The sequence below is a fragment of the Pseudotabrizicola alkalilacus genome, from assembly GCF_003443995.1.
Classification (GTDB): domain Bacteria; phylum Pseudomonadota; class Alphaproteobacteria; order Rhodobacterales; family Rhodobacteraceae; genus Pseudotabrizicola; species Pseudotabrizicola alkalilacus.
In genome coordinates this window covers 195,418-222,398 of sequence record NZ_QWEY01000008.1, presented here as the reverse complement: position 1 = coordinate 222,398, position 26,981 = coordinate 195,418, and the positions used below count along the sequence as shown (strand labels likewise).

Here is a 26,981-nt window from a genome sequence, read left to right as displayed (position 1 = left end):
CGGGGCCGGTGGGGAATGTCCCGCCCGGCCCCTCGCAACGGTGCTGCGTCAGGCGCGTTTCATCAGATGCGGCAAAAGCGACCCCGAGGCGTGCGGAGTCACCACGACACCCGGTGCGTGCAGGATCGGCTGAACATATTGCAGCAGCGGGATCACCAGCGCGTTTTCGGCAATATGCCGGTCTACTGCCTTCCAGCCCTCAATCCGCTTTGCCTCATCCTTCTCGCCCCACAACGGGCCGATCATGTTGATCAGATCCTCGCCGTCCCAGACCGAATGCGGCGAGGGACCGAACATTGCAAAGCCGGTCGAGGTGGTCGGATCGCCCACCGAGTTGCCCCAGTTGTAAAAGGCGGCGGGGGCAAGCTGGTCGGCGGCGCGCAATTCGTAATGCTTGGCAATTTCGTAGACCTCGATCTCGGCCTCGATTCCGACCTTGCGCCACAGCCCGACGATGGCTTGCACCATTTCGTAATCCTTGGGCTTGAAGCCCTTTGTGGTCTGGATCTTGAACTTGACCGGGTTGTCGGGGCCGTAGCCGCTGGCGGCCAGCAGTTCGATCGCCTTGGCCTCGTCATAAGGCACGGTGATGCTGGCGTCATAGGCCACATATTCCGGCGTCTGAAGGGTGTCGATCCTGACGCCGTAGCCCGAAAGCAGACGGTCGATGATCGCCTGTTTGTTGATGGCAAAGGCGGCAGCCATGCGGACATTGGGGTCGGTCATCACCTCGATATCGTTGAGAAAGATCATCCCGATGTCCGAGATCGGTGCCGCAACCCCAGCCAATGCCCCACCGCGCAGACGGTCATATTCCTCATAGGGCATTTCCAGCGTCACATGGCTGTTGCCCGATTCCACCTCGGCCACGCGGGCGGCGGCGTCGGGAACGAACTTGATCGTCACGGTGTCGAAATCGGGCTTGCCACCCCAATAGCCGGCATTGGCCTTCAATCGGACAAAGGCGTTGCGTTCGAATTTCTCGACCATATAGGGGCCGGTGCCGATGGGTGCGGCCTCGAACCCCTCGGCGCCGACCTTTTCGTAATAGGCCTTGGGCAGGACGTAACCGGTCAGAAAATACATCCATTTGAAGATGGTCGGATCGAACTGTGTCACATCGGCGATGACCTTGTTCCCCTCGACCCGGTGATTGGCCAGCGTGCCCCAGACGAACTGGATCGGGCTGCCGGTGTCCGGGTTCGCCACACGGGCAAGGTTCCAGGCCACGTCCTCGGCGGTAAAGGGCGACCCGTCGTGCCAGGTCACCCCCTCACGCACGGTCATCCAGATCTGGGTCTTGTCGTCATTCCAGCCCCATTCGGTCAACAGGCCGGGGGCAGGGCTCAGGTCGGGCTGTTGCAGGATGTACTGGTCAAAGACCGATTGGTAGAGGCCCTGGATTGTCGGGTTCACCGCGCTGGGGCCGACGGTCGGATCCCACGAGGGCAGGTTGACGTTATAGGCGATCACCAGCTCGTCAATGGCCTGCGCAAAGCTGGGCAAACCGATGGTGCCTGCCGCCACGGTGGCTGCAGAAAGCTTCAGAAGGCTGCGGCGGTCTAGGTTCATGGTTGTCTTCCCTGTTGGTGTTTCTTGGTCATTGTTCAGTGCCCGGTTCAGTTTCCGGCAAGTTTTCGGGCAAGCAGAAAGCCCGATCCCGCTCCGGTGCCACCGCCGGGCCAGACGGCGGCCCCGGTCAGATGCAGATTGGCGATGGGTGTGCTGCCGTCGGCATGGCCGCGGGCGGGACGAAACAGAAAGTGCTGCGACAGATGGTGGCTGCCGCAGACCTGATCGCCGCCCACCAGATTTGGATTGTCAGCCTCCAGGTCCAGCGGCGTCACGATGTGGCGTGCAAGGATCCTGGACCGGGTTCCCGGCGCATGGGCCTCCAGAATCGCCAGCGCCCGTTCGGCAAAGGGCGTGGCTGCATCGGCCCAGTCGGTCGCCGTGATCTCGCCCCCGGCGTCGCCTGTAATGGTTCCGGGGGCCATGCGGATCTGCACCCAAAGCACATGCTTTCCGTCGGGCGCACGGCTGGGGTCATAGACCGTGGGCTGACCCACGACGAGGATCGGCTCGTCGGGCAACAAGCCGGCCAATGCCTGCTGGTAGGTGCGCGCCATCTGGTCAAGGCTGGGGGCGATATGGACATAGGCTTGGCGTTGCAGCGCCGGCCCCGCCTTCCAGTCGGGCAGCGCGTCCATCGCCAGATGAATCATCATGGTGCCGGGCGCATGGCGGTAGCCGCCCATCGCGCGGTCAAAGGCGGGCGTCGTGCCGCCGGTCAGGCGGGGCAGGGCCCCCGGCGCAACCCCGGCAATCACCGTGCGACGGGCGGTGATGTGACGGCCATCGGCCAGTTCCACCCCGCTTGCGCGGCCCCGGTCATGCACAATCCGCGCGACGGGCGTTGATGTCTCTACAACGCCCCCGCGGGCCTCGATCGCGGCCACAAGGGCGCGGGTCACCGTGTCGGCCCCGCCTTGCCCGATCACCATGCCAAAGGCCTGGCCTGCCATCCCTTCGAGATAGGGAAATATCGCGCCGCCCGCGACATCGGGGGCAAAATCCAGATGCATCCCCCAGGCCCCCAGCAGCGCGCGGATGTGGGGATGGGCAAAGGTTTCCTCCAGCCAGGCGCGGGGCGAAGCCACCAGAAAGCGCCCCATGTCCAGCGTCCCGCCAAGGCCCTTTGCCCGCAGTGTCCTAAACAGGAAAGATGCAAGCGCACGCAGTTTCATCTCTGACCCGAGCAGGCCGAACAGATGCGGCGCTTCGGCCTGAAAGCCAGCGGCGAGGGTTTCCCATGTCGCCGCATCCTGCGCCGAAATCGCGCCGATGGCGGCCAGCGTTTCAGTCATGTCGGTGGAGACGCCCGCCCAGCTGCCATCGGAAAAGGACGATGCAAAGGGCCGGTTCACCGGCACAAAGGCGCAGCCGTGTCGGGTCAGTTCGGCGCCATACACCTTGAAAAACGGGCTTCCCGCAAACAAGGACAGGTTCATTGCCGCCCAGTCATGGCGAAAGCCGGGCAGGGTGTATTCGCCGGTCTTGACCGCGCCGCCCGCCACCGCCGCCTGTTCGAACACCGCCACGCGCCAGCCTTTCGCCGCAAGGTGAAGGGCGGCGGCCAAAGTGTTGTGGCCCGCCCCGATCAGGACTGCGTCGAACTCCCCGGCCATGTGTCCCCCGACCCGCGACTTGACAGATTGTCGCAGTGATATTTGCAAATGCATTTAAATCTGTCTAGCATGATTCGAAGGTCGCCGGATCAACCGGCGCGCGGGTCCGTGCCGGGTGGTCCGGCCAACAGGGAGAATGAGATGACTTCTGCAAGCGTCTTGAGTTCATTGGCGGGCATGCTCGCCTCGGGTGGTGTCGAAGTGGTGGATTGCACGGGCGTGCTTGGCCCCGAGACTCCGTTGCTGAAATTGCCGCCGGATTTTGCCAGGGATACCCCGCCGATCAAGATTCACCGCATCAGCGAATATGACTCCGACGGCCCGTTCTGGGCGTGGAACTGGCTGGAGCTGGGCGAACACAGCGGCACCCACTTTGACGCGCCGCATCACTGGATCACCGGCAAGGATTATGCCGATGGCTTTACCGATACGCTGGACGTGCAGCGGCTGGTGGCGCCGGTCAATGTGCTGGACTTCAGTGCGGAATGTGCGGCGAACCCCGATTTTCTGCTGACCATCGACCATGTTAAGACCTGGGAGGCTGAACACGGCGCGATCAACGCGGGCGAATGGGTCGTGCTGCGGTCTGACTGGGACAGCCGCGCGCATGATGAAGGGTTGTTCCTGAATGCCGACGAGACCGGGCCACATACTCCGGGTCCAACTGCCGAAGTGATCCAGTACCTTCTGGACAAGGGCATTGTCGGCTGGGGCAGCCAGTGCATCGGCACCGATGCGGGGCAGGCAGGCGGCATGACGCCACCGTTCCCGGCGCATAACCTGTTGCACAAGAACAATTGCTTTGGTCTGGCCTCGCTTGCCAACCTGTCGAAGCTGCCGGCCAAGGGGGCGATCCTGATTGCTGCGCCGCTGAAGATCAAGCAGGGGACCGGCAGTCCGATCCGGGCGCTGGCGCTGGTGCCGAAGGGCTGACGGGGATGCGGCCCGATCACATCATCATCGGCAGCGGCATCAACGCGCTGGTCGCCGGGGCGCTGCTGGCGCTGAAAGGCGACCGCGTGCTGTTGCTGGAGCGTGAGGCGGTGGCGGGCGGTTGTCTGCGAACCGAAGACATCACGCTGCCGGGCTTCCACCATGACGTGATGGCCGCAACCTGGGTTCTGTTCCTGACCTCACCGGCGGGGGCCGCGCTTGGTCCCCACCTTGCCCGGCACGGGTTCGACACCTGCCACACGGCCCATCCGACAGCGGTTGTGCGTCCGGATGGCAGTGCGCTGGTTCTGACAACGGACCGGGCAAGCAACATCGCCGCGTTCAACGCGCTGGCGGCGGGCGACGGTGACGCCCATGCCCGCGATGTCGGCGGGGTTGAGGCTGATGCACCCTTTCTCTTTTCACTTCTGGGCGGATCGCTGTGGTCCTGGCCGACGGCCCGGCTGCTCTGGGGGCAGATCCGCAAACGCGGCTTGCGGGGGCTGGCCGCATGGTTCGGCACCGCACTGGTTCCGGCGCGGGGGTGGCTGGAAACCGGGTATCAAAGCCCGCTGGTTCGGGCGCTGTACGCGCCATGGGTGCTGCATTGCGGTTTGACGCCGGAAAGTACCTGTTCGGGCCAGATGGGCAAGGTGATCGCCTTTGCGCTGGAGGCGGCGGGGGCACCCGTCGCCAAGGGCGGCTCGGCCCGCGCGGTCGCGGCCTTTCGGGCACTGATCGAAGAAAAGGGCGGCGAAATCCGCTGCAACGCGGATGTTGACCGCATTCTGGCAGAGCGGGGCCGGGTGCGGGGCGTCGCACTGGCGGGTGGGGAAGAGATCGCTTGCGGATCTGTCCTTGCCTCGGTCGCGCCGGGGCAATTGCAGGATCGGCTTCTGCGGGGGGTGAACCTGCCGGAAGATCAGGCGGCGGCGAAATCCTTCCGTCATGGCCGGGCGAATTTTCAGCTGCACTATGCGCTGGACCGTTGCCCGGAATGGGGGGCGCCGGGGCTGGAAGACGTGGCACTGATCCATCTGGCGGACGGGATCGATTCAGTCTCGAAATCCGCCAACGAGGCTGAGCGCGGCCTGCTGCCTGCGGTGCCGACGATCTGCGTCGGCCAGCCGCACCGGCTTGACGCGTCGCGCTGCCCGGAGGGCAAGGCGATCTTGTGGCTGCAGATCCCGGATGCGCCGCGCGTGGTCAAGGGCGACGCGGGCGGAGAGATCGAGACGGACGGGGGTTGGTCCGAAGCTGTGCGTGAAGCCTTTGCCGACCGGATCGAAGGCATCCTGAAACGCCATATCCGCGATTTTGACAGCATCAAGCTGGCGCGGCACGCCTGCTCCCCCGCCGACCTTCAGGCAATGAACATCAACCTTGTCGGCGGCGATCCTTATGGCGGGCTTTGCAGTATCGACCAGTTCTTCATCTTCCGTCCCTACGCCCATTCGACCAATGGCACCGGTCTGGTGCGCGGGCTGATCCATATCGGCGCGTCCACCCATCCCGGCCCCGGACTTGGGGGCGGGTCTGGCTATCTGGCGGCGAAAAGGCTGGGAGCATGAGCGATCAGTTGCCGCCTGTGCCAGCTTTGGAAACCCCGCTCCGGCTGGGGGAAATCGGGCTGACCAACTTTGCGCCCTACCTGATGAACCGGATCATGGGGCGCTATAATGCCAGCCTGCGGGATGAGATGGTGGGGCTTGGTCTGACCACACCCAAGATGCGAGCACTGGCGGTGCTTTCGGTGATCGAGGGGCCGCTGATCCGCGAACTGGCCGTGTATTCGGTCGTTGAGCAATCCACCTTGTCGCGTGCGCTGGACCAGTTGGCGACCGAGGGGCTGATCCGGCGGGAAACCGATGCGGTGGACAGCCGGGCCACGCGCATCTTTATCACCGAGGCCGGGCGGGCCGCGTTCGAGACATTGTGGCCGCACATGTCCGAAGCCCACGCCCGCATGTTCCGCGGTGTTTCTGCCGAAGAGCAGCGCGCCTTTGTCGGTACGTTGCAGAAAATGTTGACCAATATCCGAAAGCACGAGATCTGACATGGCGGAACGGTCCTTCAAGGCGGAAGTCGAACACCTGCGGCTTGGCGAAGGCCAGACCTTTACCGGCGAAGGCATTCTTGCGATCACCAAGGCGCTGCTGGAAAACGGAGTCGGTTATGTCGGTGGCTATCAGGGCGCGCCGATTTCACATCTGATGGATGTGCTTGCCGATGCCGAGGAACTGCTGGGCGAACTTGGCATCCGGTTCGAGGCCAACGCCAACGAGGCGGCGGCGGCGGCGATGCTGGCGGCAAGCGTGCATTACCCGATCCGGGGGGCGGTGACCTTCAAGGGGTCGGTCGGGGTGAACGTCGCCTCGGACGCGCTGGCCAACCTGGCCTCGTCGGGCGTGACGGGCGGGGCGCTGGTCATCGTGGGCGAGGATTACGGCGAGGGGTCCAGCATCATGCAGGAACGCAGCCACGCCTTTGCGATGAAATCGCAATTCTGGCTTCTGGACCCGCGCCCGAACCTGCCCTGCATCACCAAGGCGGTGAGGGACGGGTTCGAGCTGTCCGAGGCTACGAACACGCCCGTCATGCTGATGGTGCGGATCCGGTCCTGCCATGTGACGGGGTCGTTTCAGACCCGCGACAACCAGCGCCCCACGCTTTCGGTCAAGGACGCCCTGTCGAACCCGCAGTCGGATTTCGCCCGCGTCGTGCTGCCACCGATGTCCTACATGCACGAGCAGGACAAGATCAGGAACCGCTGGCCGGCGGCGGAGACATTCATCCGCGAACGTGGGCTGAACGAGGTGTTCGGCCCCAGATCCGCCCCGGTTGGCCTTGTCCTGCAAGGCGGCATGTACAACGGCGTGATCCGGGCGCTGCAACGGCTGGGGCTGGCCGATCTGCACGGCAATACCGAAGTGCCGCTTTATGTGCTCAACGTCACCTATCCGCTGGTGTCGGATGAGTTTCTTGAGTTCTGCGCAGGCAAGGACCAGATTCTTGTGATCGAGGAAGGCCAGCCGGAATTCATCGAACAGCAGCTGACCACATTCCTGTATCGCTCGGGGTCTACAGTCAAATTGCGTGGAAAGGGCATCCTGCCGATGGCGGGGGAGTATACTGGACAGGTCATGCTGGACGGGCTGACGGCCTTTTTCAAGGACGCCGCCCCCGGCATGTTGCCCGCCATCGTGCGCGCACCAAACGAGGACCGTCCGCAGATACCCGATCTGACCGCGACCGTGCCGATCCGCCCGCCGGGGTTTTGTACAGGTTGCCCGGAACGGCCGATCTTTGCCGCGATGAAGCTGGTGCAGCAGGAAACCGGCAAGCTGCAGATCAGCGCCGATATTGGCTGTCACCTGTTCGCCGCGCTGCCGCCGTTCGAGATTGGCGGGGCGACCATGGGCTATGGCCTTGGCCCTGCCGCCAACGCGGCGTTTGATGGCGGGGGGGAACGTCGCCCGGTGTCGATCATCGGCGATGGGGGATTCTGGCACAACGGGCTGTCGTCCAGCTTTACCAACATGGCCTTCAACAAGTCTGACGGCGTGGCGGTGATCGTGGACAACTACTATTCCGCTGCGACCGGGGGGCAGGACATCATGTCCAGCCGTGCCGACAATCCGACCAAGGCGACCAAACACCCGATCACCAAGGCCCTGCGCGGCATCGGGATCGACTGGGTGCGTCAGGTGGACAATACCTATGACGTGGGCCGGATGCGCGACGTGCTGCGAGAGGCACTGACAACCGATGCACCGGGGCCAAAAGTCATCGTTGCCTCGTCCGAATGCATGTTGAACAAACAGCGGCGCGAAAAGCCTCTGGCGCAAAAGGCGATCAGGGAGGGCCGACGGGTCGAGGCACCGCGCTTTGGCGTGGATGAAGATGTCTGCACCGGCGATCATGCCTGCATCCGCCTGTCAGGATGCCCGTCGCTGTCGGTCAAGAAACTGGACGATCCGTTGCGCGATGATCCGGTCGCCAGCATCGACCAGTCTTGTGTCGGGTGTGGCAACTGCGGCGAGGTGGCCGACGCCGCCGTGCTCTGCCCGTCGTTCTACCGTGCTGACGTGGTGCATAACCCTTCGCCGCTCGAAGCCCGCATTGCCCGCGTTCGCGCGCGCGTGATCGGCTGGCTGCAAACCCGCCGCGCCGCGCGCCGGTTGACCTTTGACGGTGCATCATGACCCTGCCGGACATGTTGCCCGACAGGCTGGCAGGCCTTTTGCCGGACAAAGCCGCCGATCCGCGCCTGTCGGGGATCATCAAGCTGGCGATCCTTGCGGTGGGCGGGCAGGGCGGCGGCGTGCTGACCGCCTGGATCGAGGATGTGGCGCGCTCGGCTGGGTACGCAGCGCAGGCCACGTCCGTTGCGGGCGTCTCGCAGCGGACGGGCGCCACGGTGTACTACGTCGAGATGGCGCCGCATCATGCGGGCGACCCGATGCCGGTGTTTTCGCTGATGCCCGCGCCGGGGGATGTGGACATCATGATTGCCGCCGAGATGATGGAGGCCGGGCGCTCGATCATCCGCGGTTTCGTCACGCCGGACCGGACCACGCTGATCGCGTCCACCCATCGGGCGCTGGCTGTGTCGGAAAAGATGGTTCCGGGGGATGGCATTGCCTCCAGTGGGGAGGTGATGGCGGCGGCCGACATTGCGGCGCGGCGGTTCATCGCGGCGGATTTCGACGCGCTGGCGATTGCGAACGGGTCGGTGATTTCGGCCTCGCTGTTCGGGGCGCTGGCTGGTTCGGGTGCCCTGCCTTTCCCGCGTGAGGCGTTCGAGGCCGCCATTCGGGCGGGTGGCAAGGGGATTGACGGGTCGCTCCGTGCTTTTGGTGCCGCTTTCGACGTGGCGGCCAATCCGGCCGATCAAGGTGTCGCACCCCGGCCTGCGCCCCGGCAAGTGCCCCGCGTCCTTGGTCCGGCCCGGTTGCTTGCCGACTGGGACAGGCTTGTCGCGCGGGTGGCTGCGATGCCTGTTCCGGTGGCAGAGCTTGCCCTTCCTGGCCTGCGCAAGGTCGTTGATTTTCAGGATCTTCGCTATGGCGCGGCCTATCTGGACCATCTGGCAAAGGTGATGGCGCGCGATGATGCTGCCCTGGGGTGGCGGCTGTCGCGTGAGGCGGCAAAGTACATCGCCAATGCCATGGCCTATGACGACATCATCCGGGTGGCCGACCTGAAAACCCGCGGTCGCCGTTTTGACCGCATCCGCAAGGAAATGCGCGTGAAAGACGCGAACCTTCTGCATCTGACCGAGTTTTTCCATCCCCGTGCCGAGGAAACCGTCGGTCTTTTCCCCGCGAAGCTGGGGGCAAAGCTGGAGGCTGACCCGAAATGGATGGCGCGGCTGGACCGCTGGTTCAACAAGGGCCGCCGTCTGCGCACCGACAGTCTGCGCGCCTTTCTGACTCTGCATCTGATCGGCGGTCTGCGGGGCTGGCGGTTGCGCACCCTGCGCCACGCGCAGGAAGAGGCGCATCTGGCGCTCTGGCTGGACCGGGCCCTGTCGCATGTGGCCGGGAATTACGATCTGGCCGTCGAGGTGATCCGCTGCCGCCGCCTGATCAAGGGCTATTCTGATACCCACAAGCGCGGCTTTTCCAAGTTTGACCGGGTGCTGGAAGCCACGGCCGCCGTCTCCGGGCGCGACGATGCCGCCGATTGGTGCCGCCGCCTGCGAGAAGCCGCCCTGAAGGACGAGGATGGCAAGGCGCTGGACGGGGCAATCGCAACAATCCGCAGCTTTGCCTGACGGGCAATGCAGTCGCATGTGACTGCGGCAAGAGGGGAGCGCTGCGCCGCTCTCTCTCTGTTCAGCTTTCCGGCGTGGAAGGCGCTGTTCCAGCACTTCGCGTCCCGCGCTCAAGGTGGCGCGGAGCGTTGGTGCCGGGTTGGGTACGGGTACATGCCAGGGTTTACAAAACCTTCGCATGATCGACGGCAAGGCGTCACATCAGGCCACTAAGCCCCGGATCAAGTCAAATGCCGGGAGAGACAAGGATGCTGGACGTCAAAGCCGTAACGCGTATGTTCGGCACCAAGGCTGCTGTCGATCGCATCAGCTTTACAGTTGATGGCCCGCAGTTTGTTGGCATCATTGGCCGGTCCGGTGCGGGCAAGTCGACATTCCTGCGCATGATGAACCGGCTGACCGATGCCACCTCGGGCGAGATACGGGTGGATGGCCGCAATGTGCTGGCCCTCAAGGGGGCGCAGGCGCGCGCGTGGCAGGGCCAGTGTGCGATGATCTTTCAGCAGTTCAACCTGGTGCCCCGGATGGATGTGGCCTCAAACGTGCTGCACGGCATCCTGAATCGCCGCAGCACTCTGCAGACCATGTTCAACCTGTGGCCCCGTGCAGATATCCTGAAGGCGCTGGATATTCTTGACCGCCTTGGCATCAGCGAGCAGGCCCCGAAACGGGCCGAAGCGCTGTCGGGTGGCCAGCAGCAGCGTGTGGCGATTGCGCGGGCGCTGATGCAGGACCCCAAGATCATTCTGGCCGATGAACCCATCGCCAGCCTTGATCCGATGAACGCCCAGATCGTCATGGATGCGCTGAAACAGATCAATGTCGAAGATGGCCGTATGGTCATCGCCAACCTGCATACGCTGGACACCGCGCGGCGCTATTGCGACCGGGTAATCGGTATGCGCGACGGTCGCATCGTGTTTGATGGCACGCCCGACCAGCTGTCCACCGGCGTCGCCCGCGACATCTACGGTGCCGACGCTTCGTTCAACGAATCCGCGACCTCCACCGCGATTCCCGCTGATGCCACAGCCGACCGCGTCTACGCCGACGCGATGCTGTCCTGATTCCCCTCTTGATTTCCAACGGCCCCTCCGGCCATCAACCACAGGAAACCCTGATGAAACCGCTGCTCCTTTCCCTGATCGCCTCCACCGCCCTTGCCGGCACCGCCATGGCGCAGGACGCCATCACCGGCTTCAACATCGGCATCCTCGGCGGCGAAAACGCCCAGGACCGTATGACCAACACCGAATGCTTCCGCGCCAAAGTCGAAGCGGAGCTTGGCGTTCCGGTCAAGCTCTTCACCCCCGCCGATTATGACGGCGTGATCCAGGGCCTGCTGGGCGGATCGCTCGATTACGCATGGCTGGGTGCCTCGGCCTATGCCAAGACCTACCTGACCAACCCCGAAGCTGTCGAAGTCATCCTGACCAAGCAGAACATCGACGACACCACCGGCTACTACGCTATCGGTTTCGCTCGCGCCGACTCGGGCATCACCTCGATGGACGAAGCCAAGGGCAAGACCTTTGCCTTTGCCGATCCGAACTCCACCTCGGGCTATCTGGTGCCCGGCGCCGAGCTTATGGAAGCCTATGGCCCGCTGGAGAACTATTTCTCCGAAGTCAAAATGTCGGGCGGCCATGAGCAGTCTATCGTTGGTGTTGCCAATGGCGATTTTGATGCTGCCGTGGCATGGGCCGATGGTCTGGGCGAATGGGAAGATGGCTTCACCTCAGGCGCATTCCGCAAATCTGCTGACTCCGGCTTCGTCGACATGAGCGACATTGTTGAAATCTGGCGCTCGAAACTGATTCCCGAAGGCCCGATGGTCCTGCGCAAGTCGCTGCCGCAAGACGTCAAGACCAAGATGACCGCCATGCTCGACACCATGTGGGAAACCGATCCGGAATGCGCCTATAACGTCGCCGCCGGTGAGGCAAAAGACTTCGTTCCGGTCACCCACGAAGACTATCTGGGCATCATCGCCGCCCGCAAGCTTCAAGAAAACATGTAATTTAAAATTACGATCTGCCGGGCTGCCCCATGGGTGGCCCGGCAATTTTTTGGGGACCGGACATGGTTGATATCGCCTTCGGGCCAGAGCGGGGAAAGCGCCCCGACACTGCCAACATTCAGGACAGCTATCTCGACATGGTCCGCCGCAAGCGGATGTATGGCGGTATTCTTCTGGTTATCTTCATCGCTTTGATGTCTTCCGGCTGGATACTGGCCGATGACCGCAACGCCGGTGGGTTCTGGAACGGTCTGCACCAGGTCTTCGACTTCCCCTCCGAGGTCTTGTCCGAAGCATGGGAGAAACGCGCCAGCCTCCCGGCTATTTTCATCGAACACATCCCGGCATTGATCGAGACGCTGAACATCGCCGCCGTCGCCACCCTGCTGGGCGCACTGGCGGCCATGTCGCTATCGCTGCTCGCCACCCGCGGCCTTGCCCGGTGGCCACGCCTGATCCCGCTGTTCCGTCGCACGATGGACGGGCTTCGCGCCATCCCCGAGATCGTGATTGCGCTGGTGCTGATCTATATCCTCGGCGGCGGTCCGGTCCCCGCCGTCATCGCCATTGCGCTGCATACCGGCGGCGCTTTGGGCAAGCTTTTCTCCGAAGTCGCGGAAAATGCCGATCTGAAACCCGTCGAAGGCCTTGCCTCGGTTGGCGCGAACTGGTCGCAGCGCATGTGGCTGGGCGTGATCCCGCAGGTGGCCCCGAACTGGCTGAGCTACGCGCTTTTGCGGTTCGAGATCAACGTCCGTGCCTCTGCGATCCTTGGCTTTGTCGGCGAAGGCGGCATCGGCCATGACCTTAAACTCGCAATGCAATGGGGACAGGGCCGCTATGACCAGGTGGTCGCGATCTTCCTTTTGCTGTTTTTCGCCATCGTGGTCATCGACCGCATCTCCGACCATTACCGCAACAAGCTGGTGAAGGGAGCCGCCTTGTGACCATGACCGCACTGTCTCCGTCTCTTGCCGAAACCGTGGTGCGGGGCTTTGACCGCAAGCGCCGCTTTGCAATTGGCGTTCCGCTGGCGATCCTTGCCTATCTGCTTTACGCCGCCGTCAGCTTTGACCTGGCCGGGCTTGTCGGCCGCGCGCGGCTGGACAATGCCGCGATCCTTCTGGGGGATTTCTGGTCGCACAAAACCCATGTCAGCCGCGACAACCGCTCGGGCAAGGTCGTCGTCGCCATCGAGGGCGAAAGCAAGGGAACTTATCCCGACGGCATGCTGCCCGATTGGGTGACAATGGCAGGCGCGGTCACGACCATCGACCTTGGGACCGGCCATGTCGTGACCTATGACGATGCTGGCGCGCGCTTTGTCGTGCCGGGGTATGGCACAATCGACATCCGCCCCGAAGGCGGCAAGCCGGTGCTGACCGCGCCAGAGCCGATCCCGGGCTGGATATCTGTCGCGGAAAACAAGGTTTCGGTCACCACCGCTGCTGGTCGCTTCAGCTACACCCGATCCAAGGTGGAAACCTTCAGGTATCAGCCCGGCTGGGAGTTGTGGTTCTTTACCCTCGACAGCCCGTTCTATGGCAAGAGCGTCGGAGAGTTGGCTGCCCTTGCCACCATGGGCGACCGGATCGACCCCGATCGCTCGAATCTGGGCTATATGGCCAGCGAATTCTGGACCAACAAGATGTGGCGGCATGGTGATGTGGCCTGGGCGATCTTCGAGACCATCCTGATGGCCTTTCTGGGCACGACGGCTGCAGCGCTGGTGGCCCTGCCGCTGGGGTTCCTTGCGGCCCGCAACTTCATGCCGCTTGGCCCCTTGCGCTTTGCCGCGCGTCGGCTGTTCGATTTCATCCGCGGGGTGGACGGGCTGATCTGGACCATCATTCTGAGCCGCGCCTTTGGTCCCGGACCGATGACCGGGGCCATTGCGATTGCCATCACGGACACCGGGTCATTCGGGAAGATGTTCTCTGAAGCTTTGGAAAACATTGACAGCAAGCAGGTCGAAGGAGTCGGGTCCACCGGGGCCAATGCGCTGCAAAAGGCCCGGTTCGGTGTTATTCCGCAGATCACACCAGTTCTAGTCAGCCAGGTGCTTTACTACCTTGAATCCAATACCCGAAGCGCCACCGTGATCGGCGCGATTGTCGGCGGCGGCATCGGACTGCTGTTGACCCAAGCGATCATCACTCAGAAGGACTGGGAAGAGGTCGCCTATTACATGGTCTTGATCGTGCTGATGGTGATGCTGATGGACAGCCTGTCAGGCTGGTTGCGCCGCAAGCTGATCAAGGGCAGCTGAGATGCCGAAGCTCTCGCCAACCGAACCCCTGATCCATGAAGGCGCCAAGATCGCCAACTCCACCTTTGGCGTTTATTGCGAGGTGGGGGCGGGGTCGATCGTGGTCAACTCTGCCTTTCAGGATTACGCCTATTGCGACCGCATGGCTGATATTGCCAATACGACCGTCGGCACATTTTCCAACATCGCGGCGATGACCCGGATTGGCCCGACCGATCACCCCTATCAGAATGCGGCGCAGCACCACTTCCTGTATCGGTCCTCGTATTACTGGGATGATGTCGAGGATGACGCGGCGTTCTTTGCCGCCCGTGCTGCCCGCCGCACCACCTTGGGGGCTGATTGCTGGATTGGCCATGGGGCGATCATCAAACCGGAAACTCATGTGGGCATCGGGGCAATTGTTGCCAGCGGTGCCGTGGTGACCAAAGATGTCGCGCCGTTCATGATCGTGGCGGGCTGCCCCGCCGTGCCGATCCGCGCGCGGTTTTCGCAAACCGTGATCGACCGCCTGCTGGCGCTGGCCTGGTGGGACTGGGACCATCATGCCCTTCGGTCGGCCTTGATGGATTTCCGTTCCCTGAAGGCAGAGGCGTTCCTGGAGAAATACAACGCCTGACTGTGACCGTCATCCGGCACCACCGGCTTTGCGTCATGCCAAGACTCAAGGCGCGATTACGTCTTCGGAGACCCTGCAGGGTCAGAGGATCGCTGTCTCAGGTCAGCCGTGCCCAGACCTTTGCCGCCAGCGCCCCGGACAGATGCGCCACGCGACCGTGGCACAGGGTCAATTCCACCCGATGTGTTTCGGGATTGACCGCCACCATATCGGCCCGCGCACCAATGCCAAGATGCCCGCGGTCCGCAAGCCCGGCAATGCGTGCCGGATGGATCGAGATCATGGCCCAGGCCTCTGGCAGGCCTAAGACACCGCGTTCGACCAGCGCCCACGCGGCTTGGGGCAGGGCAGGGTAATAGTAATCCGACACCAGAGCATCACAAAGTCCGGCCTCGATCAGATCTTGCGCCGCAATGTTGCCGGATTGGCTGCCGCCACGCACCACATTGGGGGCACCCATCAGCACCGGTTCGTTCACCACATGGGCCGCACGGGCAGCGTCAAAGCTGGTGGGAAACTCGCAGATCTGCGCGCCCAGCCCGCGATAAAAGGCGCGCGTCTCGGCAGTGTCGTCATCATGTGACCCCATCCGAAGGCCCTGTGCCGCGAAGTCTGCTGCGATCTGGCGCAAGGCTTGCGGCACCATTGGGCCTTGCGCGTCGGCGGCGGTGACAATGGCGAGCATCTCATCGGGCGCGCGACGGGTCTGTGCGGCTCATTGAGCGAAACGCTCCGGCTGGTCGCGCGCCATGTCCATCGCCTCTGGCAGGTGGTTGTTAAACACCACGTAATCCACGCCAAAGCGCGTCACCGCCGCGCGGACCGCCGCGTGCTGGTCGATGACGTGGGTCTCCAGCCGGATCTGCACGCGCACATCCGCCAGCACCTGCGCACGCACCTCTTGCAGGGCTTCCAGCAACGCCTCACAGGCCGGACCCGAGCGGAACCCGCCTTCCCAGCTCCAGCTTTGGGCGAACCATGCAGTGGTCACGCCGTTCACCGCCAACTCTGCCGCAGCCGAGGCCAACGCTTTTTTCGGCTCGAACGGGGCCGAAGGGCGCGGCGACAAATGCCGCTCGAACCCGTCGCCATGCAGGTCGATGATGCCGGGAAGCAGGATGTAGCCGGTCAGGTCCACTTCGGGGGCCGGGCCATCGACAATCACGCCATCCGCAATTGTCACAGGGTGATCGGCCAGAGCGCCACCGATCAGGGTCTGCGCATGGGTCAGGCGAAGGGGAGGCAGGCGGGGCATCAGGGAACCTATCTGAAAGGCCCCCGGCTATCGGGTTTTCGTGTCAGCCCTGTGACAGATCAGCCCTCGGCATTCAGCGTCAAGATCACCCGGTCGCCCGCAAACCAGGTGGTGCCATATTCCACCGGCACCCCTGCACCGTCGACGTTTACCGCAACCGAGCGCAAGACCGGGCTGCCTTCCTGCACCTGCAATGCCAGCGCCAGCACCGGGTCGGCCAGCTTGGCGGTCAGCCGCGTCTCGGCCCTCGTGTAATCGGCAAGGCCACAGGCCGCCAACGCCTCCGTGACCGAATGTTGCGCGGCCATTGCCGCCAAAAGCTCTGGAAAGCGCGTCGCCGGGAACACCGATTGGAACGCGGCCAAGGGCTGGCCATCGGCCAGCGACACGCCCTCGATCACATGGACCATATCCCCCGGTGCGATCCGCAGCGCCTGCGCCTCGCCCCCGCTGGCGGGGCGGCTTTCCAGCCGGCTGATCCGGCGCGACGGCGCGCGGCCGCTGTCGCGGATGTTCTGATGAAACCGCACGCGGCGACCCAGCGCGTAATCGGTGGGCGAGGTCGCCACAAACACCCCCGCGCCGCGCCGGGCATGCAGGGTGCCCGCCTCGATCAACGGGCCAAGCCCCTGCCGCACCGTATGCCGGTTGACGCCAAAGCGCGCGGCAAGGGCGGCCTCGGTCGGCAGTTTGTCACCGGGGCGATAGAGACCAGCCGCAATCTCTGCGCCAAGCGTGTGGGCGATGCTGCGCCAGAGCGGGGTACGGGCCATGCGTCACAGAACTTTCACGTGCATCAGCTGGGGAATCGGCCTAGATGTTGTCTAGTTGTATAGTAAGATAGACAACTTCGCAAGCTGTCGGGACTTCAGATGACCAGTCATACCGCCACATTCGACCGCAAGACATGGATGGGCCTGCTGGCCCGCGCCAAGCCTGAAAGGCTGGCCCAGTTGTTTCCGGAGCTTCCGGCCCATGAGTTGCTGCGCCCGCCGGAAATTGGCGCGGTGATGGTGCAGGGCAGGGCCGGGGGGGCGGGGTCTGCGTTCAATCTGGGCGAGATGACGGTCACGCGCTGCGCGCTGCGCCTGATCTCGGGGGCTGTTGGCCACGCCCATGTGCAGGGGCGCGACAAGCCTCATGCCACCCGCGCCGCCGTGGTCGATGCGCTGATGCAGACCGATCAGGCCGCCGCCCTGGCCGCGCAGGTGCTGGCCCCGCTGCAAGACGAAGAACGCGTGCGTCGCAGTGCCCGCGCTGCCAGGGCGGCTGCCACCAAAGTAGAGTTTTTCACCCTTGTCCGGGGAGAGGATCAATGACCCCCGAAGCCCTTCTTGGCGGGTTTGCCGATGCGCCTGTGCAATCGGCCCATGCCTTTCGTGCCAGCCTAGAGGCTCTGGCCCGCCCCGGAACCTTGCAGCATTTGACAGGAGCAATCCCGCCCGCACCGATGTCGGTCGCCGCCGGGGTGCTGGTCCTGACGCTGTGCGATGGCACGACGCCAGTTCATCTGGCGGGCGGGCATGATTGCGGCCCTTTGCGCGACTGGATCACCTTTCACACCGGCGCGCCTTTGGTGGCAGCCGAAGCGGCGGTTTTTGCAATCGGGGCTTGGGGTGCGCTGCAACCCGTCAGCCGCTTTGCCATCGGCCAGCCCGACTACCCCGACCGCAGCGCCACGCTGATCATCGAGATGCCCGAACTGACCGCCGAAGGTCCGCGCTTGACAGGGCCGGGGATCCGGCGCGCGGCCCACCTCTCGCTGCCCGCAATCACCGAATTCGCGGTCAACAGCGCGCTGTTCCCGCTGGGATTTGATTGCTTTTTCACCGCAGGCCAGCAGGTCGCAGGCCTGCCGCGCTCCACCAGAATTGAGGCTGCCTGATGTATGTTGCCGTCAAAGGGGGCGAGCGGGCCATTGATGCCGCCCACGCCTGGCTTGCCGCCGAACGGCGCGGCGATACTGGGATCGCCGCGCTGTCGGTGGCACAAATCCGCGAGCAACTGGCTCTGGCGGTCAATCGGGTGATGGCCGAGGGGTCGCTGTATGACCCCGATCTGGCGGCGCTTGCGATCAAACAGGCCCGGGGCGATCTGATTGAAGCGGTGTTCCTGATCTGCGCCTATCGCACCACGCTGCCCCGGTTTGGGTCATCGCGCCCGATCAACACCGGCGACATGGCGCTGACCCGCCGCATCTCGGCCACCTTCAAGGATCTGCCGGGCGGGCAGATCCTTGGGCCGACCTTTGACTATACCCACCGTTTGCTGGACTTCGCCCTGATGGCCGAAGGTGAGGCGCCTCTGGCGGCCCCCCCACCCCCATCCCCTCCCCACAGAGGGGGAGGGGAGGCGCCTTTGCCTGCCACCCTCCCGCATTTGGACACCCCGGTGCCTCCCTCCCCCCTCGTGGGGGAGGGATGGGGTGGGGGGGGCACTCCCGCCCCTGTCCCGCATGTCACGGATTTCCTCAACCGCGACGGGCTGATCCAGTCGGAGGTGCCCTCTGACGCCACGCCGCCGGACCTGACGCGTGAGCCGATGGAACTGCCGGCCTCGCGGCCCCTGCGCCTGCAGGCGCTGACGCGCGGGGATGAAGGGTTTGTGCTGTCCCTCGCCTATTCCACCCAGCGCGGCTATGGCCGCACCCATGCCTTTGTCGGCGAATTGCGCATCGGCACTGTCGCCGTTGAAATGGACATTCCCGAACTGGGCTTTGCAGTCGACATCGGCGAGATTGAGGTGACCGAATGCGAAACGGTGAACCAGTTCACCGGATCAAGAACCGAGCCGCCGCAATTTACCCGAGGCTACGGGCTGGTTTTTGGTCAGACCGAACGCAAGGCGATATCAATGAGTCTGGTGGACCGGGCTCTGCGCTGGAAAGAGCTTGGCGAAGATTTCATCGGCGCACCCGCGCAGGATGAGGAATTTGTGCTGATGCATGCCGACAACGTGCAGGCAACCGGGTTTCTGGAGCATATCAAACTGCCGCATTACGTCGATTTCCAATCGGAGCTGGAACTGATCCGCCGCCTGCGCGCCGAGGCGATCACCCAAAGGGAGGCCGCAGAATGACCGCTGGGGACTATAATTTTGCCTACCTCGACGAACAGACCAAGTGCATGATCCGTCGCGCGATTCTGAAGGGCATTGCCGTGCCCGGCTATCAGGTGCCTTTTGCCAGCCGCGAAATGCCCATGCCTTACGGCTGGGGCACCGGCGGGGTGCAGGTGACGGCGGCCTGCCTGACCCCGGATGACACGCTGAAGGTTATCGACCAGGGTGCTGATGACACCACCAACGCCGTGTCGATCCGCAAGTTTTTTCAGCGCACCGCAGGCGTCGCGGTGACCGAGGCCACCGCTGAGGCCACGATCATCCAGACCCGCCACCGCATCCCCGAAACCGCCCTGACAGAGGGGCAGATTCTGGTGTATCAGGTGCCGATCCCCGAACCCCTGCGCTTTCTGGAACCGCGCGAAACCGAGACGCGCAAGATGCACGAGTTGGAAGAATACGGGCTTATGCATGTAAAGCTGTACGAAGACATCGCGCGGCACGGCCAGATTGCCACCTCATACGCCTATCCGGTCAAGGTCGAGGGGCGCTATGTCATGGACCCCTCACCGATCCCCAAGTTTGACAACCCAAAGCTGTCGGACAGCTCGGCGATCCAGCTGTTCGGGGCAGGGCGCGAGCAGCGCATCTATGCGCTGCCGCCTTATACTCATGTCGTCAGTCTTGATTTCGACGACCACCCTTTTGTGGCCTCCAAGGCTGCGCATGACTGCGACCTGTGTGGCGCAGCCGACAGCTATCTGGATGAGGTGATTACCGACGATCTGGGTGGGCGGATGTTTGTCTGCTCGGATACGGATTTTTGCCGCTGCCGCCGCGCGGCAGGGCATACGGGCCGCCTTGGCGCGCCCGTGACCGCATCCCGGACCGTTGCCCCCCCACCCCCTCCCTCCCCCACAAGGGGGGAGGGGGGCGCTGATCCTGACCTGTCGGATCCTGGTGCCTCCCCTCCCCCTTGTGGGGAGGGGTTGGGGGTGGGGGGCCACCGTCACGACATCAAGGAGACGGCAGAATGACCGCGCATGACCGCAGCCTGTCAGACCGCCCGCTGTTTCAGGTGCAAAACCTGTCGAAATACTACGGTGCCCGCATTGGTTGTGCTGATGTATCCTTTGACCTTTACCCCGGCGAGGTGCTGGGGATTGTCGGCGAAAGCGGGTCGGGCAAATCGACGCTGCTGTCCTGCCTTGCTGGCCACATGGCGCCCGATACCGGCCGGGTGATCTTTGACACTGCGCTTGGCCCGCGCGATACTGTGACAATGGGCGAGGCCGAGCGCCGCCGGATGGGGCGCACGGATTGGGCCTTTGTCCATCAGAACCCGCGTGACGGGTTGCGGATGGGGGTTTCTGCGGGCGGCAATGTCGGTGAACGGCTGATGGCGATTGGCGCGCGGCACTATGGCGACATTCGCGACAAGTCCATCGACTGGCTGGGCAGGGTCGAGATTGCCGCTGACCGCATCGACGACCGACCGCGGGCCTTTTCGGGTGGCATGCAGCAACGTCTGCAGATTGCCCGCAATCTGGTGACCGGCCCGCGTCTGGTGTTCATGGACGAACCGACCGGAGGGCTGGATGTCAGCGTGCAGGCCCGGCTGCTGGATCTTTTGCGCGGATTGGTGCGTGAAATGGGGCTTTCGGCCATCATCGTCACGCATGATCTGGCAGTTGTGCGTCTGCTGGCCGATCGTCTGATGGTGATGAAGGGCGGGCATGTGGTAGAGCAGGGCCTGACCGATCAGGTGCTGGACGATCCGCAGCACGCCTATACCCAGCTTCTTGTCAGCTCTGTGCTTCAGGTGTGAAATGATTGAAATTCGAGACCTGTGCAAAAGCTTTACCCTGCATAACCAGGGTGCTGCGGTGATCCCGGTGATGGCGGGGGCGAACCTGAGTGTCGCGCGCGGCGACTGCGTCGGGCTGATTGGCGCATCGGGCGCAGGCAAATCCACGCTGATGCGGATGGTCTGGGGCAATTATCTGGCCGCCTCGGGCAGCATCCGGGTCGGCACGCTGGATGTGGCAACGGCCCAGCCGCGCCAGATCATTCGGTTGCGGCGCGAGACTTTGGGCTATGTCAGCCAGTTCCTGCGCGTGGTGCCGCGCGTGCCGACGCTGGAGGTGGTGGCCGAACCCCTCCTGAACCTCGGCATGCCCGCAGATCAGGCCCGCGACCGCGCGGCGTCGTTACTGGCGCGGCTGAACATTCCCGAAAGGTTGTGGACCCTGTCGCCCACCACCTTTTCGGGGGGCGAACAGCAGCGCGTCAACATCGCGCGCGGCTTTGCCCACCCTTATCCCGCTCTCTTGCTGGATGAACCCACCGCCAGCCTTGATGCGGTGAACCGCGAGGTGGTGCTGACCCTGATCGAAGAGGCCAAGGCGCGCGGGGCGGCGATTCTGGGCATCTTTCATGACGAGGCTGCACGGGACCGGGTCTGCGACCGCGTGGTTGATGTGCGGACCTTCATGCCGCGGGCGGCCTGATGCGGCTGTTCTTCGTTGTAGGCCCCTCGGGCGTGGGCAAGGATACGCTGTTGTCGGGTGCCATCGCCGCCGACCCCGCCCTGCATTGGGCGCGGCGTGCCATCACCCGGCCGGAAAGTGCCGGGGGCGAGCCGTTTGAAGGTGTGACGGAAGCTGAGTTTTCCAATCGGCTGGCGCGCGGTGATTTTGCGCTGCATTGGGACGCCCACGGTCTGAGCTATGGTGTGCCGCACACCGAGCTTCCTTTGGGGCGCGATGTGTTGCTGAACGGCTCCCGCGCGGCGATTGCTCAGGCGTTGGCAGCCTTTCCCGGACTGCGCATCATCCATATCACAGCGCCGGTCCCAGTGCTGGCCGAGCGCCTTTTGGGTCGGGGCCGTGAAAGCCGCGACCAGATCGAGGCCCGGCTGATCCGCGCCGACCAGCCGCTGCACGCAGCGGTTCCGGTGATCGAGATTGCCAATGACACCACCCCCGAGGCCGGCGTTGCCCGCCTGCTTCAGGCGCTCAGGGCATAGCGGTGCAGCAAATGGAACCGCCCCGCCTGATCTTCGCCACAAAGGCACAGATCCTGCAGGATAAAGGGTTGCGGGATCAGCCCGGAAAAATGCGCCTCGGCCGCGATTTGCAGGCGCGAGGCGTCTTTGCCCTCGAGGCGGCCCGAGAGGGTCAGGTGGAACTGAAACTCTTCCATGACGTAAGGATAGCCGTATTCCGCCAGAAAACCGCGCTGCCGGTCAGTCAGACGGTCAGGTCTGCGGCGGGCGACTTCGGCATCGGTCAGGGGCGCGCGGAACCGGTCAAGCGTCTGCACCACCTTGGCGGCCAGACCGACGAGGTCGGGATGCGGGGCGGGAACAAGGGCCAGGAACCCCTTCAGCAAGACGATCTGCAAGGCTGGCATCTGAACAGGACACAGGGTGGTGGCCAGGTGCCTGGTGCTGTCTGCCAACTCGGTCGCCGTCACGCCTTCGGCCAGCCGGAACGGCGGCTTGATCGTGCCGTGGAAGCCGTATTTGCGCGGATCAGAGGTCAGCTCTGCCAGCCCGTCGACATCGGGTTGCACAACCGCGCAGCCGCGCGCCAGATCCCAGCCCAGCCACTGGGCTGCGGCATCGGCAAAAGCCCCCGGACGAGGCGCGTAGTAGATCGCAAAGCGTTTCATCTGGTCCATGCCCGCAGTCCCTAACCGTGCTTTGTCACGCCCTTGTGACACATTCCTGCCAAGCCCACCCCAGTCACGCCGACCCCGTCAACCGGAAAGCCAGAAGATGACCGAGACAACCCTTGCCAATGCCAAACTTGTCCTGCCGACCGAGGTGATTCACGGCGCGATCCGCATCGAGAACGGCCATATCACGGCGATTGATTCTGGGGCCACAGTCCCGGCGGGGGCGATTGATTGCGAGGGCGATCTGGTGATGCCGGGATTGATCGAGCTCCATACCGACAATCTTGAGCGTCATATCGAACCGCGCCCGCGCGTGAACTGGCCCCATGCCAGCGCCATCATCGCACATGACGGGGAACTGGCGTCGGTCGGGATTACCACGGTGTTTGACGCGCTGCGCGTCGGCTCGGTTGTGTCGAACAAAAAGGCCAATTACGGTGAATATGCCCGGAAACTGGCCGATGAAATTCTGGACTTGCGGGCCAAGGGAGCCCTGCGCATCAGCCACTTTCTCCATTTGCGGGCTGAAGTGTGTTCCGAAACCCTGATCGAAGAACTGGCCAAATTCGGCCCCGACGACCGTATCGGCATCGTGTCGCTGATGGACCACACCCCCGGCCAACGACAGTTCCGCGACCTGACGCAACTGCGCGCCTACGTTTGCGGCAAGCATGGCCTGTCGGAAGCCGAGTTCGAATCCCATGTCGCTGATCAGGTGGCCCTGTCGGCACGGCTTGGCACTGCACATGAGGCCGCCGCCGTGTCCGAGTCCCGCCGGTTTGGCGCGGTGCTGGCCAGCCATGATGACACTACCGCCGAACAGGTGGCGATATCTGCCCGCCACGGCGCGCATTTTGCGGAATTCCCCACCACGATCGAGGCCGCCCGTGCCTGCCGCGACCACGGTACGCTGGTGATGATGGGCGCGCCGAACCTGATCCGGGGCGGATCGCATTCCGGCAATGTCGCGGCGCACAAACTGGCCGAGGCTGATCTGCTGGACATCGTGTCTTCCGACTATGTGCCCTCGGCCCTTCTGTCGGCGGCGCTGATGCTTGGTGACCTGTGGGGCGACGTGGCGCGGGGGGTGCGCACTGTCACCCAGGCACCGGGCCGGGCTGCGGGTCTGACCGACCGGGGCCATCTGGATATGGGCGCGCGCGGCGATGTGATCCGCGTGGCGCGGGTGGCTGGCGCTGCGGCGCTGCGGGGCACCTGGGTTCAGGGACGGCGGGTCGGCTGACGGGCTCTCCCGATCTTTGGCGGTCAAGGGGGATGGCAGCCAAAGCGGCCCGCGAGACCACCTGCCGACACATCTGGCGCGGGCGACGGGCGGTTATGGCGCAAAGCCCGCCATTGGGGTCGTTGTCATCGGCGACAGCAGAGCATGAAGCAACGCTCTGCTGCGCATGGGTCAGATGCACCGGAGATGCGCGCCTTTTATGCGCTTTTGCCAGACCGGCAGCTTTTTCCCGGTGAACAGTAGCGGAATTTCTGCGTGTGTCAGGCGGACATTCCGTCTGGCGCATGATGCAGACAGCATTCAGCCGAACGGCCACACCTCTGGCTTGGGTGTGATGGGCAGGACGTCAGAAATGAACCCCTGCAGCGGCGTGTCGAGCCAGAGGTGCAATGTCACGCCGCCCGGCTCCAGGGCCAGTGAATGCACCGCGTCCGGGTGCGGATCGCGGTGTACCGCATGGGCTGTCGAAGGGGAAATCAGGCAACTGACCGTGCCGATTTGTCCGGTAATGGCGCGGTGAACATGTCCGGAGATCATTTTCGCTGTTCCGCGATAGCCTTGCAACCGCTGCAGCAAGGTTGCCCCGTTTCTCAGATTGTCGGCATCCATGGCCGGTATCCCCGAGGGAAGCCACGGATGATGGGTCGCCACGATCACCGGCTGTCCGTCAAGACCGGCCAGCGTTTGATCAAGAAAGGCAAAGCCTTCGTCGGCCAGCCATCCGTGATGCGCGCCGTCCATCAAGGTATCCAGACCGATCAGCGCAAAGGGTCCAAAATCGCGTAGCCACTGGATCGGGCCTGCGGCGGGCATCCAATGCTCTGTGGAAAACGCCCGGCGCATGCCGTCATGGCTGTCGTGATTGCCGGGAATGGCCTGCCAGGGCAGGTGCAGATCGGCCATTATTTCTTTGAAATGGGCATATTCCTCGTCGGTTCCGTGATCTGTCAGATCGCCGGTGACGATGGCGCAATCAATCGGGCCAAGCTCTGGCAGGCGTTCGTTGATCGAGGCCACCGCGCGGCGCAGCGCCGTGGCGGTATCTGAATGGCCGCAGACAAGATCGCCTTTGGCGACAATATGGGGGTCACTGATCTGGATAAATGCGGGCATTCAGGCTGCGGCTTTCTCGGGTTCAAGGGTGAGGATGGCGTGTGGTGCGATGGTCACGCGCACGGTTTCGCCCGGTTTGGGCGCTGTCAGGCCCTGGTGCAGGCAAAACAGGGGGGCATCGGTCGCGCCGGACAGGGCAATCCGGTAATGCGTGCCCAGAAAGGTGACGGTTTCCACCCGCGCGGTCAGGGGGCCGTCGGCGGTGATCTTCACATCTTCGGCGCGCACAAAGGCGGCTTTTCCAGTGGCGGTGGCGTTCAGCGTCAGGTCTCCGCCAGGCAGGTGCAGGGTGCCGCCGTCAATCTTGCCTCCCAGCGGCATCGAATTGCCGACAAACCGCGCGACAAAGGCGGTTTCCGGCGCGCGATACAGCGCCTCGGGCGTGCCGATCTGGGCCACACGACCCTGGCTCATCACCGCCACGCGGTCGGCAATCGCCATCGCCTCGTCCTGATCGTGGGTCACAAAGATGGCGGTGATGCCGAACTGGCGCAGCAGCGCTGCCAGTTCATCGCGCAAGGTACCGCGCAGGGCGGCGTCCAGTGCCGAAAGCGGTTCATCCAGCAAAAGCAGGCGCGGGCGGGGGGCAAAGGCACGGGCCAGCGCAACCCGCTGGCGTTGGCCGCCCGACAGCGCAGTGATCGTGCGCCCGGCATAGGGTTCCAGCCGGCACAGGGCGATCACCTCGTCCACCCGCGCGTCAATCGCCGCGCGGGGCAGGCGCTGCATCTTAAGCCCGTAGCCGATGTTGCCCCGCACCGACATGTTGGGAAACAGCGCATAGGACTGAAACACCATTCCCACTTTGCGCCGTTCGACCGGCTGATGGGTCATATCGTCGTCCTTGAACCGGATCGACGCCCCAGCATCTGCGGTTTCCAGCCCTGCAATGATCCGCAATAGCGTGGTCTTGCCACAGCCTGACGGGCCCAGAAGCGACACGATCTCGCCTTCTGCTATATCCAGATCGGTGGGCAGCAGGGCACGGGTGCCGCCGGGAAAGGTCTTGGCGATGTTGCGAAGCGTCAGGGTCATCGGGTTATCCTTTGCGCACGGGCGCTGGCCCATTGCATGGCCAGAAGCAGCGGGACGATCATCACAAAGAAGATCAGGGTGTAGGCCGATGCAATTTCCAGCCGCATCGAGGCGTAGCTGTCCGCCAGTCCCACCGGCAGGGTCTTCAGATAGGGGGTGTGCAGCATCCAGGTCAGGTTGAACTCGCCGATCGACAGGGTGACGACGGTCAGCGCCCCTGCCAGAATGCCCGGCAGCGCGTTGGGGATCACAATGTCGACGAACCGCCGTGCCGGGCCAGCCCCAAGGCTGGCGGCGCCTTCCTCCAGCGTTTTGAGGTCAATGGCAGCCAGAACCGACATGACCGCACGCACCATGAAGGGCAGGGTGTAAAGCACATGGCCGACCAGAATGAAGGTCCAACTGAGCCGGAAGCCCTTGTAGCTGCCGTAAAGCTGCAAAAGCGCCAGAGCAAGCGCAAGGCCGGGAATGGCCAGTGGCAGCGAGATGAATTCCTCCAGCGCCCGCGTCAGGCGGCCCGGATTGCGCGCCATGGCATAGGCGGCGGGCACCCCGATCAGCAGCGTCATCACCAGACAGGCCAGCGCAATGCCCAGCGACAGAAAGATCGAACCTGAGTAAAGCGCCCAGACTTCGATGACCCATTTCAGCGTCAGGCCGGATTTCAGCCCCTGAAAGTAGTTCACGGTCAGCCCCGCCAGCACCGACTGGATCGTCGGAACCAGCAAAAACGCGGCGGCCAGCAGGGTGACGGCCAGTTGCAGCGCTTTTCCTATCCGCATTGTC

At 63.8% G+C, this 26,981-nt stretch carries 26 protein-coding genes and 1 pseudogene; 18 read left to right on the top strand and 9 right to left on the bottom strand.

What is annotated here, in order from left to right; genetic code table 11:
- Positions 1–48: 48 nt before the first annotated feature.
- Entirely contained in the window at positions 49–1,572 is a 1,524-nt protein-coding gene (locus D1012_RS15205; RefSeq protein WP_118153971.1) for an ABC transporter substrate-binding protein, read from the bottom strand.
- Between the two features lie 47 nt (positions 1,573–1,619).
- Positions 1,620–3,188: a phytoene desaturase family protein gene (locus D1012_RS15200; RefSeq protein ID WP_118153968.1), complete on the bottom strand. Its 1,569-nt coding sequence runs from the start codon at positions 3,186–3,188 to the stop codon at positions 1,620–1,622.
- 141 nt (positions 3,189–3,329) lie between these two features.
- Here D1012_RS15200 and D1012_RS15195 point away from each other — a divergent pair, with 141 nt between their 5' ends.
- The 10 genes from D1012_RS15195 to D1012_RS15150 all read left to right on the top strand — a co-directional run bounded on the left by D1012_RS15195 (position 3,330) and on the right by D1012_RS15150 (position 14,808).
- Positions 3,330–4,121 (top strand): cyclase family protein, encoded by a 792-nt coding sequence (locus D1012_RS15195; protein WP_118154105.1) that lies wholly within the window; start codon positions 3,330–3,332, stop codon positions 4,119–4,121.
- Between the two features lie 5 nt (positions 4,122–4,126).
- Positions 4,127–5,692, top strand: a complete 1,566-nt coding sequence (locus D1012_RS15190) for a phytoene desaturase family protein (RefSeq protein WP_118153965.1) — start codon at positions 4,127–4,129, stop codon at positions 5,690–5,692.
- Positions 5,689–6,177: a MarR family winged helix-turn-helix transcriptional regulator gene (locus D1012_RS15185; RefSeq protein WP_118153962.1), complete on the top strand. Its 489-nt coding sequence runs from the start codon at positions 5,689–5,691 to the stop codon at positions 6,175–6,177. Before D1012_RS15190 ends, D1012_RS15185 begins: the two co-directional genes overlap by 4 nt.
- Position 6,178: 1 nt before the next feature.
- On the top strand, positions 6,179–8,326 hold the full coding sequence (locus D1012_RS15180; protein WP_118153959.1) for a thiamine pyrophosphate-dependent enzyme: 2,148 nt from the start codon (positions 6,179–6,181) through the stop codon (positions 8,324–8,326).
- Positions 8,323–9,900 (top strand): indolepyruvate oxidoreductase subunit beta family protein, encoded by a 1,578-nt coding sequence (locus D1012_RS15175; RefSeq protein WP_233517138.1) that lies wholly within the window; start codon positions 8,323–8,325, stop codon positions 9,898–9,900. The genes D1012_RS15180 and D1012_RS15175 overlap by 4 nt, the downstream gene beginning before the upstream one ends.
- 248 nt (positions 9,901–10,148) lie before the next feature.
- Positions 10,149–10,967, top strand: a complete 819-nt coding sequence (phnC, locus tag D1012_RS15170; RefSeq protein ID WP_118153956.1) for a phosphonate ABC transporter ATP-binding protein — start codon at positions 10,149–10,151, stop codon at positions 10,965–10,967.
- A 53-nt stretch (positions 10,968–11,020) separates the two neighbouring features.
- Entirely contained in the window at positions 11,021–11,920 is a 900-nt protein-coding gene (gene phnD / locus D1012_RS15165; RefSeq protein WP_118154099.1) for a phosphonate ABC transporter substrate-binding protein, read from the top strand.
- Positions 11,921–11,982: 62 nt separating this feature from the next.
- Entirely contained in the window at positions 11,983–12,867 is an 885-nt protein-coding gene (gene phnE / locus D1012_RS15160) for a phosphonate ABC transporter, permease protein PhnE (RefSeq protein ID WP_118153953.1), read from the top strand.
- 2 nt (positions 12,868–12,869) lie between these two features.
- Positions 12,870–14,189: a phosphonate ABC transporter, permease protein PhnE gene (phnE, locus tag D1012_RS15155; RefSeq protein ID WP_118153950.1), complete on the top strand. Its 1,320-nt coding sequence runs from the start codon at positions 12,870–12,872 to the stop codon at positions 14,187–14,189.
- Between the two features lies 1 nt (position 14,190).
- Positions 14,191–14,808, top strand: a complete 618-nt coding sequence (locus D1012_RS15150) for an LbetaH domain-containing protein (protein WP_118153946.1) — start codon at positions 14,191–14,193, stop codon at positions 14,806–14,808.
- Positions 14,809–14,905: 97 nt separating this feature from the next.
- Here D1012_RS15150 and D1012_RS23250 read toward each other — a convergent pair whose 3' ends face one another.
- The 3 genes from D1012_RS23250 to phnF are packed head-to-tail and all read right to left on the bottom strand — an operon-like array spanning position 14,906 to position 16,836.
- Complete coding sequence (locus D1012_RS23250) at positions 14,906–15,493, bottom strand: amidohydrolase family protein (protein ID WP_354002045.1); 588 nt, start codon at positions 15,491–15,493, stop codon at positions 14,906–14,908.
- 30 nt (positions 15,494–15,523) lie between these two features.
- Entirely contained in the window at positions 15,524–16,063 is a 540-nt protein-coding gene (locus D1012_RS23245) for a hypothetical protein (RefSeq protein ID WP_354002044.1), read from the bottom strand.
- 59 nt (positions 16,064–16,122) lie between these two features.
- A complete protein-coding gene (gene phnF / locus D1012_RS15140) occupies positions 16,123–16,836 on the bottom strand; it encodes a phosphonate metabolism transcriptional regulator PhnF (protein ID WP_118153943.1) in 714 nt (237 codons plus the stop codon).
- A gap of 99 nt (positions 16,837–16,935) precedes the next feature.
- Here phnF and phnG point away from each other — a divergent pair, with 99 nt between their 5' ends.
- The 7 genes and pseudogenes from phnG (at position 16,936) to phnN (ending at position 22,151) form a co-directional block, all read left to right on the top strand.
- Complete coding sequence (gene phnG, locus D1012_RS15135) at positions 16,936–17,382, top strand: phosphonate C-P lyase system protein PhnG (protein WP_118153940.1); 447 nt, start codon at positions 16,936–16,938, stop codon at positions 17,380–17,382.
- Positions 17,379–17,948: a phosphonate C-P lyase system protein PhnH gene (gene phnH, locus D1012_RS15130; protein ID WP_118153937.1), complete on the top strand. Its 570-nt coding sequence runs from the start codon at positions 17,379–17,381 to the stop codon at positions 17,946–17,948. The genes phnG and phnH overlap by 4 nt, the downstream gene beginning before the upstream one ends.
- Positions 17,948–19,141 carry a carbon-phosphorus lyase complex subunit gene (locus D1012_RS15125; protein ID WP_118153934.1) on the top strand — a complete coding sequence of 398 codons (1,194 nt, stop codon included), beginning with the start codon at positions 17,948–17,950 and terminating at the stop codon, positions 19,139–19,141. The genes phnH and D1012_RS15125 overlap by 1 nt, the downstream gene beginning before the upstream one ends.
- A pseudogene (locus D1012_RS15120) lies at positions 19,138–19,989 on the top strand (alpha-D-ribose 1-methylphosphonate 5-phosphate C-P-lyase PhnJ); the annotation flags it as partial. The gene D1012_RS15125 and the pseudogene D1012_RS15120, both read left to right, overlap by 4 nt.
- 167 nt (positions 19,990–20,156) lie before the next feature.
- Positions 20,157–20,951, top strand: coding sequence for a phosphonate C-P lyase system protein PhnK (gene phnK / locus D1012_RS15115; RefSeq protein WP_118153927.1), 795 nt, complete (start codon positions 20,157–20,159; stop codon positions 20,949–20,951).
- Position 20,952: 1 nt separating this feature from the next.
- Positions 20,953–21,633, top strand: a complete 681-nt coding sequence (gene phnL / locus D1012_RS15110) for a phosphonate C-P lyase system protein PhnL (protein ID WP_118153924.1) — start codon at positions 20,953–20,955, stop codon at positions 21,631–21,633.
- Entirely contained in the window at positions 21,633–22,151 is a 519-nt protein-coding gene (gene phnN / locus D1012_RS15105; protein ID WP_118153921.1) for a phosphonate metabolism protein/1,5-bisphosphokinase (PRPP-forming) PhnN, read from the top strand. The genes phnL and phnN overlap by 1 nt, the downstream gene beginning before the upstream one ends.
- Here the strand turns inward: phnN and D1012_RS15100 are convergent.
- Entirely contained in the window at positions 22,133–22,807 is a 675-nt protein-coding gene (locus D1012_RS15100) for a DUF1045 domain-containing protein (protein ID WP_118153917.1), read from the bottom strand. The genes phnN and D1012_RS15100 overlap by 19 nt on opposite strands.
- Positions 22,808–22,904: 97 nt before the next feature.
- On the opposite strand from D1012_RS15100, the gene D1012_RS15095 reads away from it, so the two are divergent.
- Positions 22,905–24,047, top strand: coding sequence for an alpha-D-ribose 1-methylphosphonate 5-triphosphate diphosphatase (locus tag D1012_RS15095; protein WP_118153914.1), 1,143 nt, complete (start codon positions 22,905–22,907; stop codon positions 24,045–24,047).
- Positions 24,048–24,347: 300 nt separating this feature from the next.
- Here D1012_RS15095 and D1012_RS15090 read toward each other — a convergent pair whose 3' ends face one another.
- The 3 genes from D1012_RS15090 to D1012_RS15080 are packed head-to-tail and all read right to left on the bottom strand — an operon-like array spanning position 24,348 to position 26,977.
- On the bottom strand, positions 24,348–25,160 hold the full coding sequence (locus tag D1012_RS15090; RefSeq protein ID WP_118153911.1) for a phosphodiesterase: 813 nt from the start codon (positions 25,158–25,160) through the stop codon (positions 24,348–24,350).
- On the bottom strand, positions 25,161–26,195 hold the full coding sequence (locus tag D1012_RS15085) for an ABC transporter ATP-binding protein (protein ID WP_118154096.1): 1,035 nt from the start codon (positions 26,193–26,195) through the stop codon (positions 25,161–25,163).
- Positions 26,192–26,977 (bottom strand): ABC transporter permease, encoded by a 786-nt coding sequence (locus D1012_RS15080; RefSeq protein ID WP_118153908.1) that lies wholly within the window; start codon positions 26,975–26,977, stop codon positions 26,192–26,194. Before D1012_RS15080 ends, D1012_RS15085 begins: the two co-directional genes overlap by 4 nt.
- Between the last annotated feature and the right edge of the window lie 4 nt (positions 26,978–26,981).

What these genes read in the sequence shown, in the direction of transcription:
- D1012_RS15205 (WP_118153971.1), bottom strand. Translation starts at nt 1,572, where the DNA reads ATGAACCTAGACCGCCGCAGCCTTCTGAAGCTTTCTGCAGCCACCGTG.
- D1012_RS15200 (WP_118153968.1), bottom strand. Translation starts at nt 3,188, where the DNA reads ATGGCCGGGGAGTTCGACGCAGTCCTGATCGGGGCGGGCCACAACACT.
- D1012_RS15195 (WP_118154105.1), top strand. Translation starts at nt 3,330, where the DNA reads ATGACTTCTGCAAGCGTCTTGAGTTCATTGGCGGGCATGCTCGCCTCG.
- D1012_RS15190 (WP_118153965.1), top strand. Translation starts at nt 4,127, where the DNA reads ATGCGGCCCGATCACATCATCATCGGCAGCGGCATCAACGCGCTGGTC.
- D1012_RS15185 (WP_118153962.1), top strand. Translation starts at nt 5,689, where the DNA reads ATGAGCGATCAGTTGCCGCCTGTGCCAGCTTTGGAAACCCCGCTCCGG.
- D1012_RS15180 (WP_118153959.1), top strand. Translation starts at nt 6,179, where the DNA reads ATGGCGGAACGGTCCTTCAAGGCGGAAGTCGAACACCTGCGGCTTGGC.
- D1012_RS15175 (WP_233517138.1), top strand. Translation starts at nt 8,323, where the DNA reads ATGACCCTGCCGGACATGTTGCCCGACAGGCTGGCAGGCCTTTTGCCG.
- phnC (WP_118153956.1), top strand. Translation starts at nt 10,149, where the DNA reads ATGCTGGACGTCAAAGCCGTAACGCGTATGTTCGGCACCAAGGCTGCT.
- phnD (WP_118154099.1), top strand. Translation starts at nt 11,021, where the DNA reads ATGAAACCGCTGCTCCTTTCCCTGATCGCCTCCACCGCCCTTGCCGGC.
- phnE (WP_118153953.1), top strand. Translation starts at nt 11,983, where the DNA reads ATGGTTGATATCGCCTTCGGGCCAGAGCGGGGAAAGCGCCCCGACACT.
- phnE (WP_118153950.1), top strand. Translation starts at nt 12,870, where the DNA reads ATGACCGCACTGTCTCCGTCTCTTGCCGAAACCGTGGTGCGGGGCTTT.
- D1012_RS15150 (WP_118153946.1), top strand. Translation starts at nt 14,191, where the DNA reads ATGCCGAAGCTCTCGCCAACCGAACCCCTGATCCATGAAGGCGCCAAG.
- D1012_RS23250 (WP_354002045.1), bottom strand. Translation starts at nt 15,493, where the DNA reads ATGCTCGCCATTGTCACCGCCGCCGACGCGCAAGGCCCAATGGTGCCG.
- D1012_RS23245 (WP_354002044.1), bottom strand. Translation starts at nt 16,063, where the DNA reads ATGCCCCGCCTGCCTCCCCTTCGCCTGACCCATGCGCAGACCCTGATC.
- phnF (WP_118153943.1), bottom strand. Translation starts at nt 16,836, where the DNA reads ATGGCCCGTACCCCGCTCTGGCGCAGCATCGCCCACACGCTTGGCGCA.
- phnG (WP_118153940.1), top strand. Translation starts at nt 16,936, where the DNA reads ATGACCAGTCATACCGCCACATTCGACCGCAAGACATGGATGGGCCTG.
- phnH (WP_118153937.1), top strand. Translation starts at nt 17,379, where the DNA reads ATGACCCCCGAAGCCCTTCTTGGCGGGTTTGCCGATGCGCCTGTGCAA.
- D1012_RS15125 (WP_118153934.1), top strand. Translation starts at nt 17,948, where the DNA reads ATGTATGTTGCCGTCAAAGGGGGCGAGCGGGCCATTGATGCCGCCCAC.
- phnK (WP_118153927.1), top strand. Translation starts at nt 20,157, where the DNA reads ATGACCGCGCATGACCGCAGCCTGTCAGACCGCCCGCTGTTTCAGGTG.
- phnL (WP_118153924.1), top strand. Translation starts at nt 20,953, where the DNA reads ATGATTGAAATTCGAGACCTGTGCAAAAGCTTTACCCTGCATAACCAG.
- phnN (WP_118153921.1), top strand. Translation starts at nt 21,633, where the DNA reads ATGCGGCTGTTCTTCGTTGTAGGCCCCTCGGGCGTGGGCAAGGATACG.
- D1012_RS15100 (WP_118153917.1), bottom strand. Translation starts at nt 22,807, where the DNA reads ATGGACCAGATGAAACGCTTTGCGATCTACTACGCGCCTCGTCCGGGG.
- D1012_RS15095 (WP_118153914.1), top strand. Translation starts at nt 22,905, where the DNA reads ATGACCGAGACAACCCTTGCCAATGCCAAACTTGTCCTGCCGACCGAG.
- D1012_RS15090 (WP_118153911.1), bottom strand. Translation starts at nt 25,160, where the DNA reads ATGCCCGCATTTATCCAGATCAGTGACCCCCATATTGTCGCCAAAGGC.
- D1012_RS15085 (WP_118154096.1), bottom strand. Translation starts at nt 26,195, where the DNA reads ATGACCCTGACGCTTCGCAACATCGCCAAGACCTTTCCCGGCGGCACC.
- D1012_RS15080 (WP_118153908.1), bottom strand. Translation starts at nt 26,977, where the DNA reads ATGCGGATAGGAAAAGCGCTGCAACTGGCCGTCACCCTGCTGGCCGCC.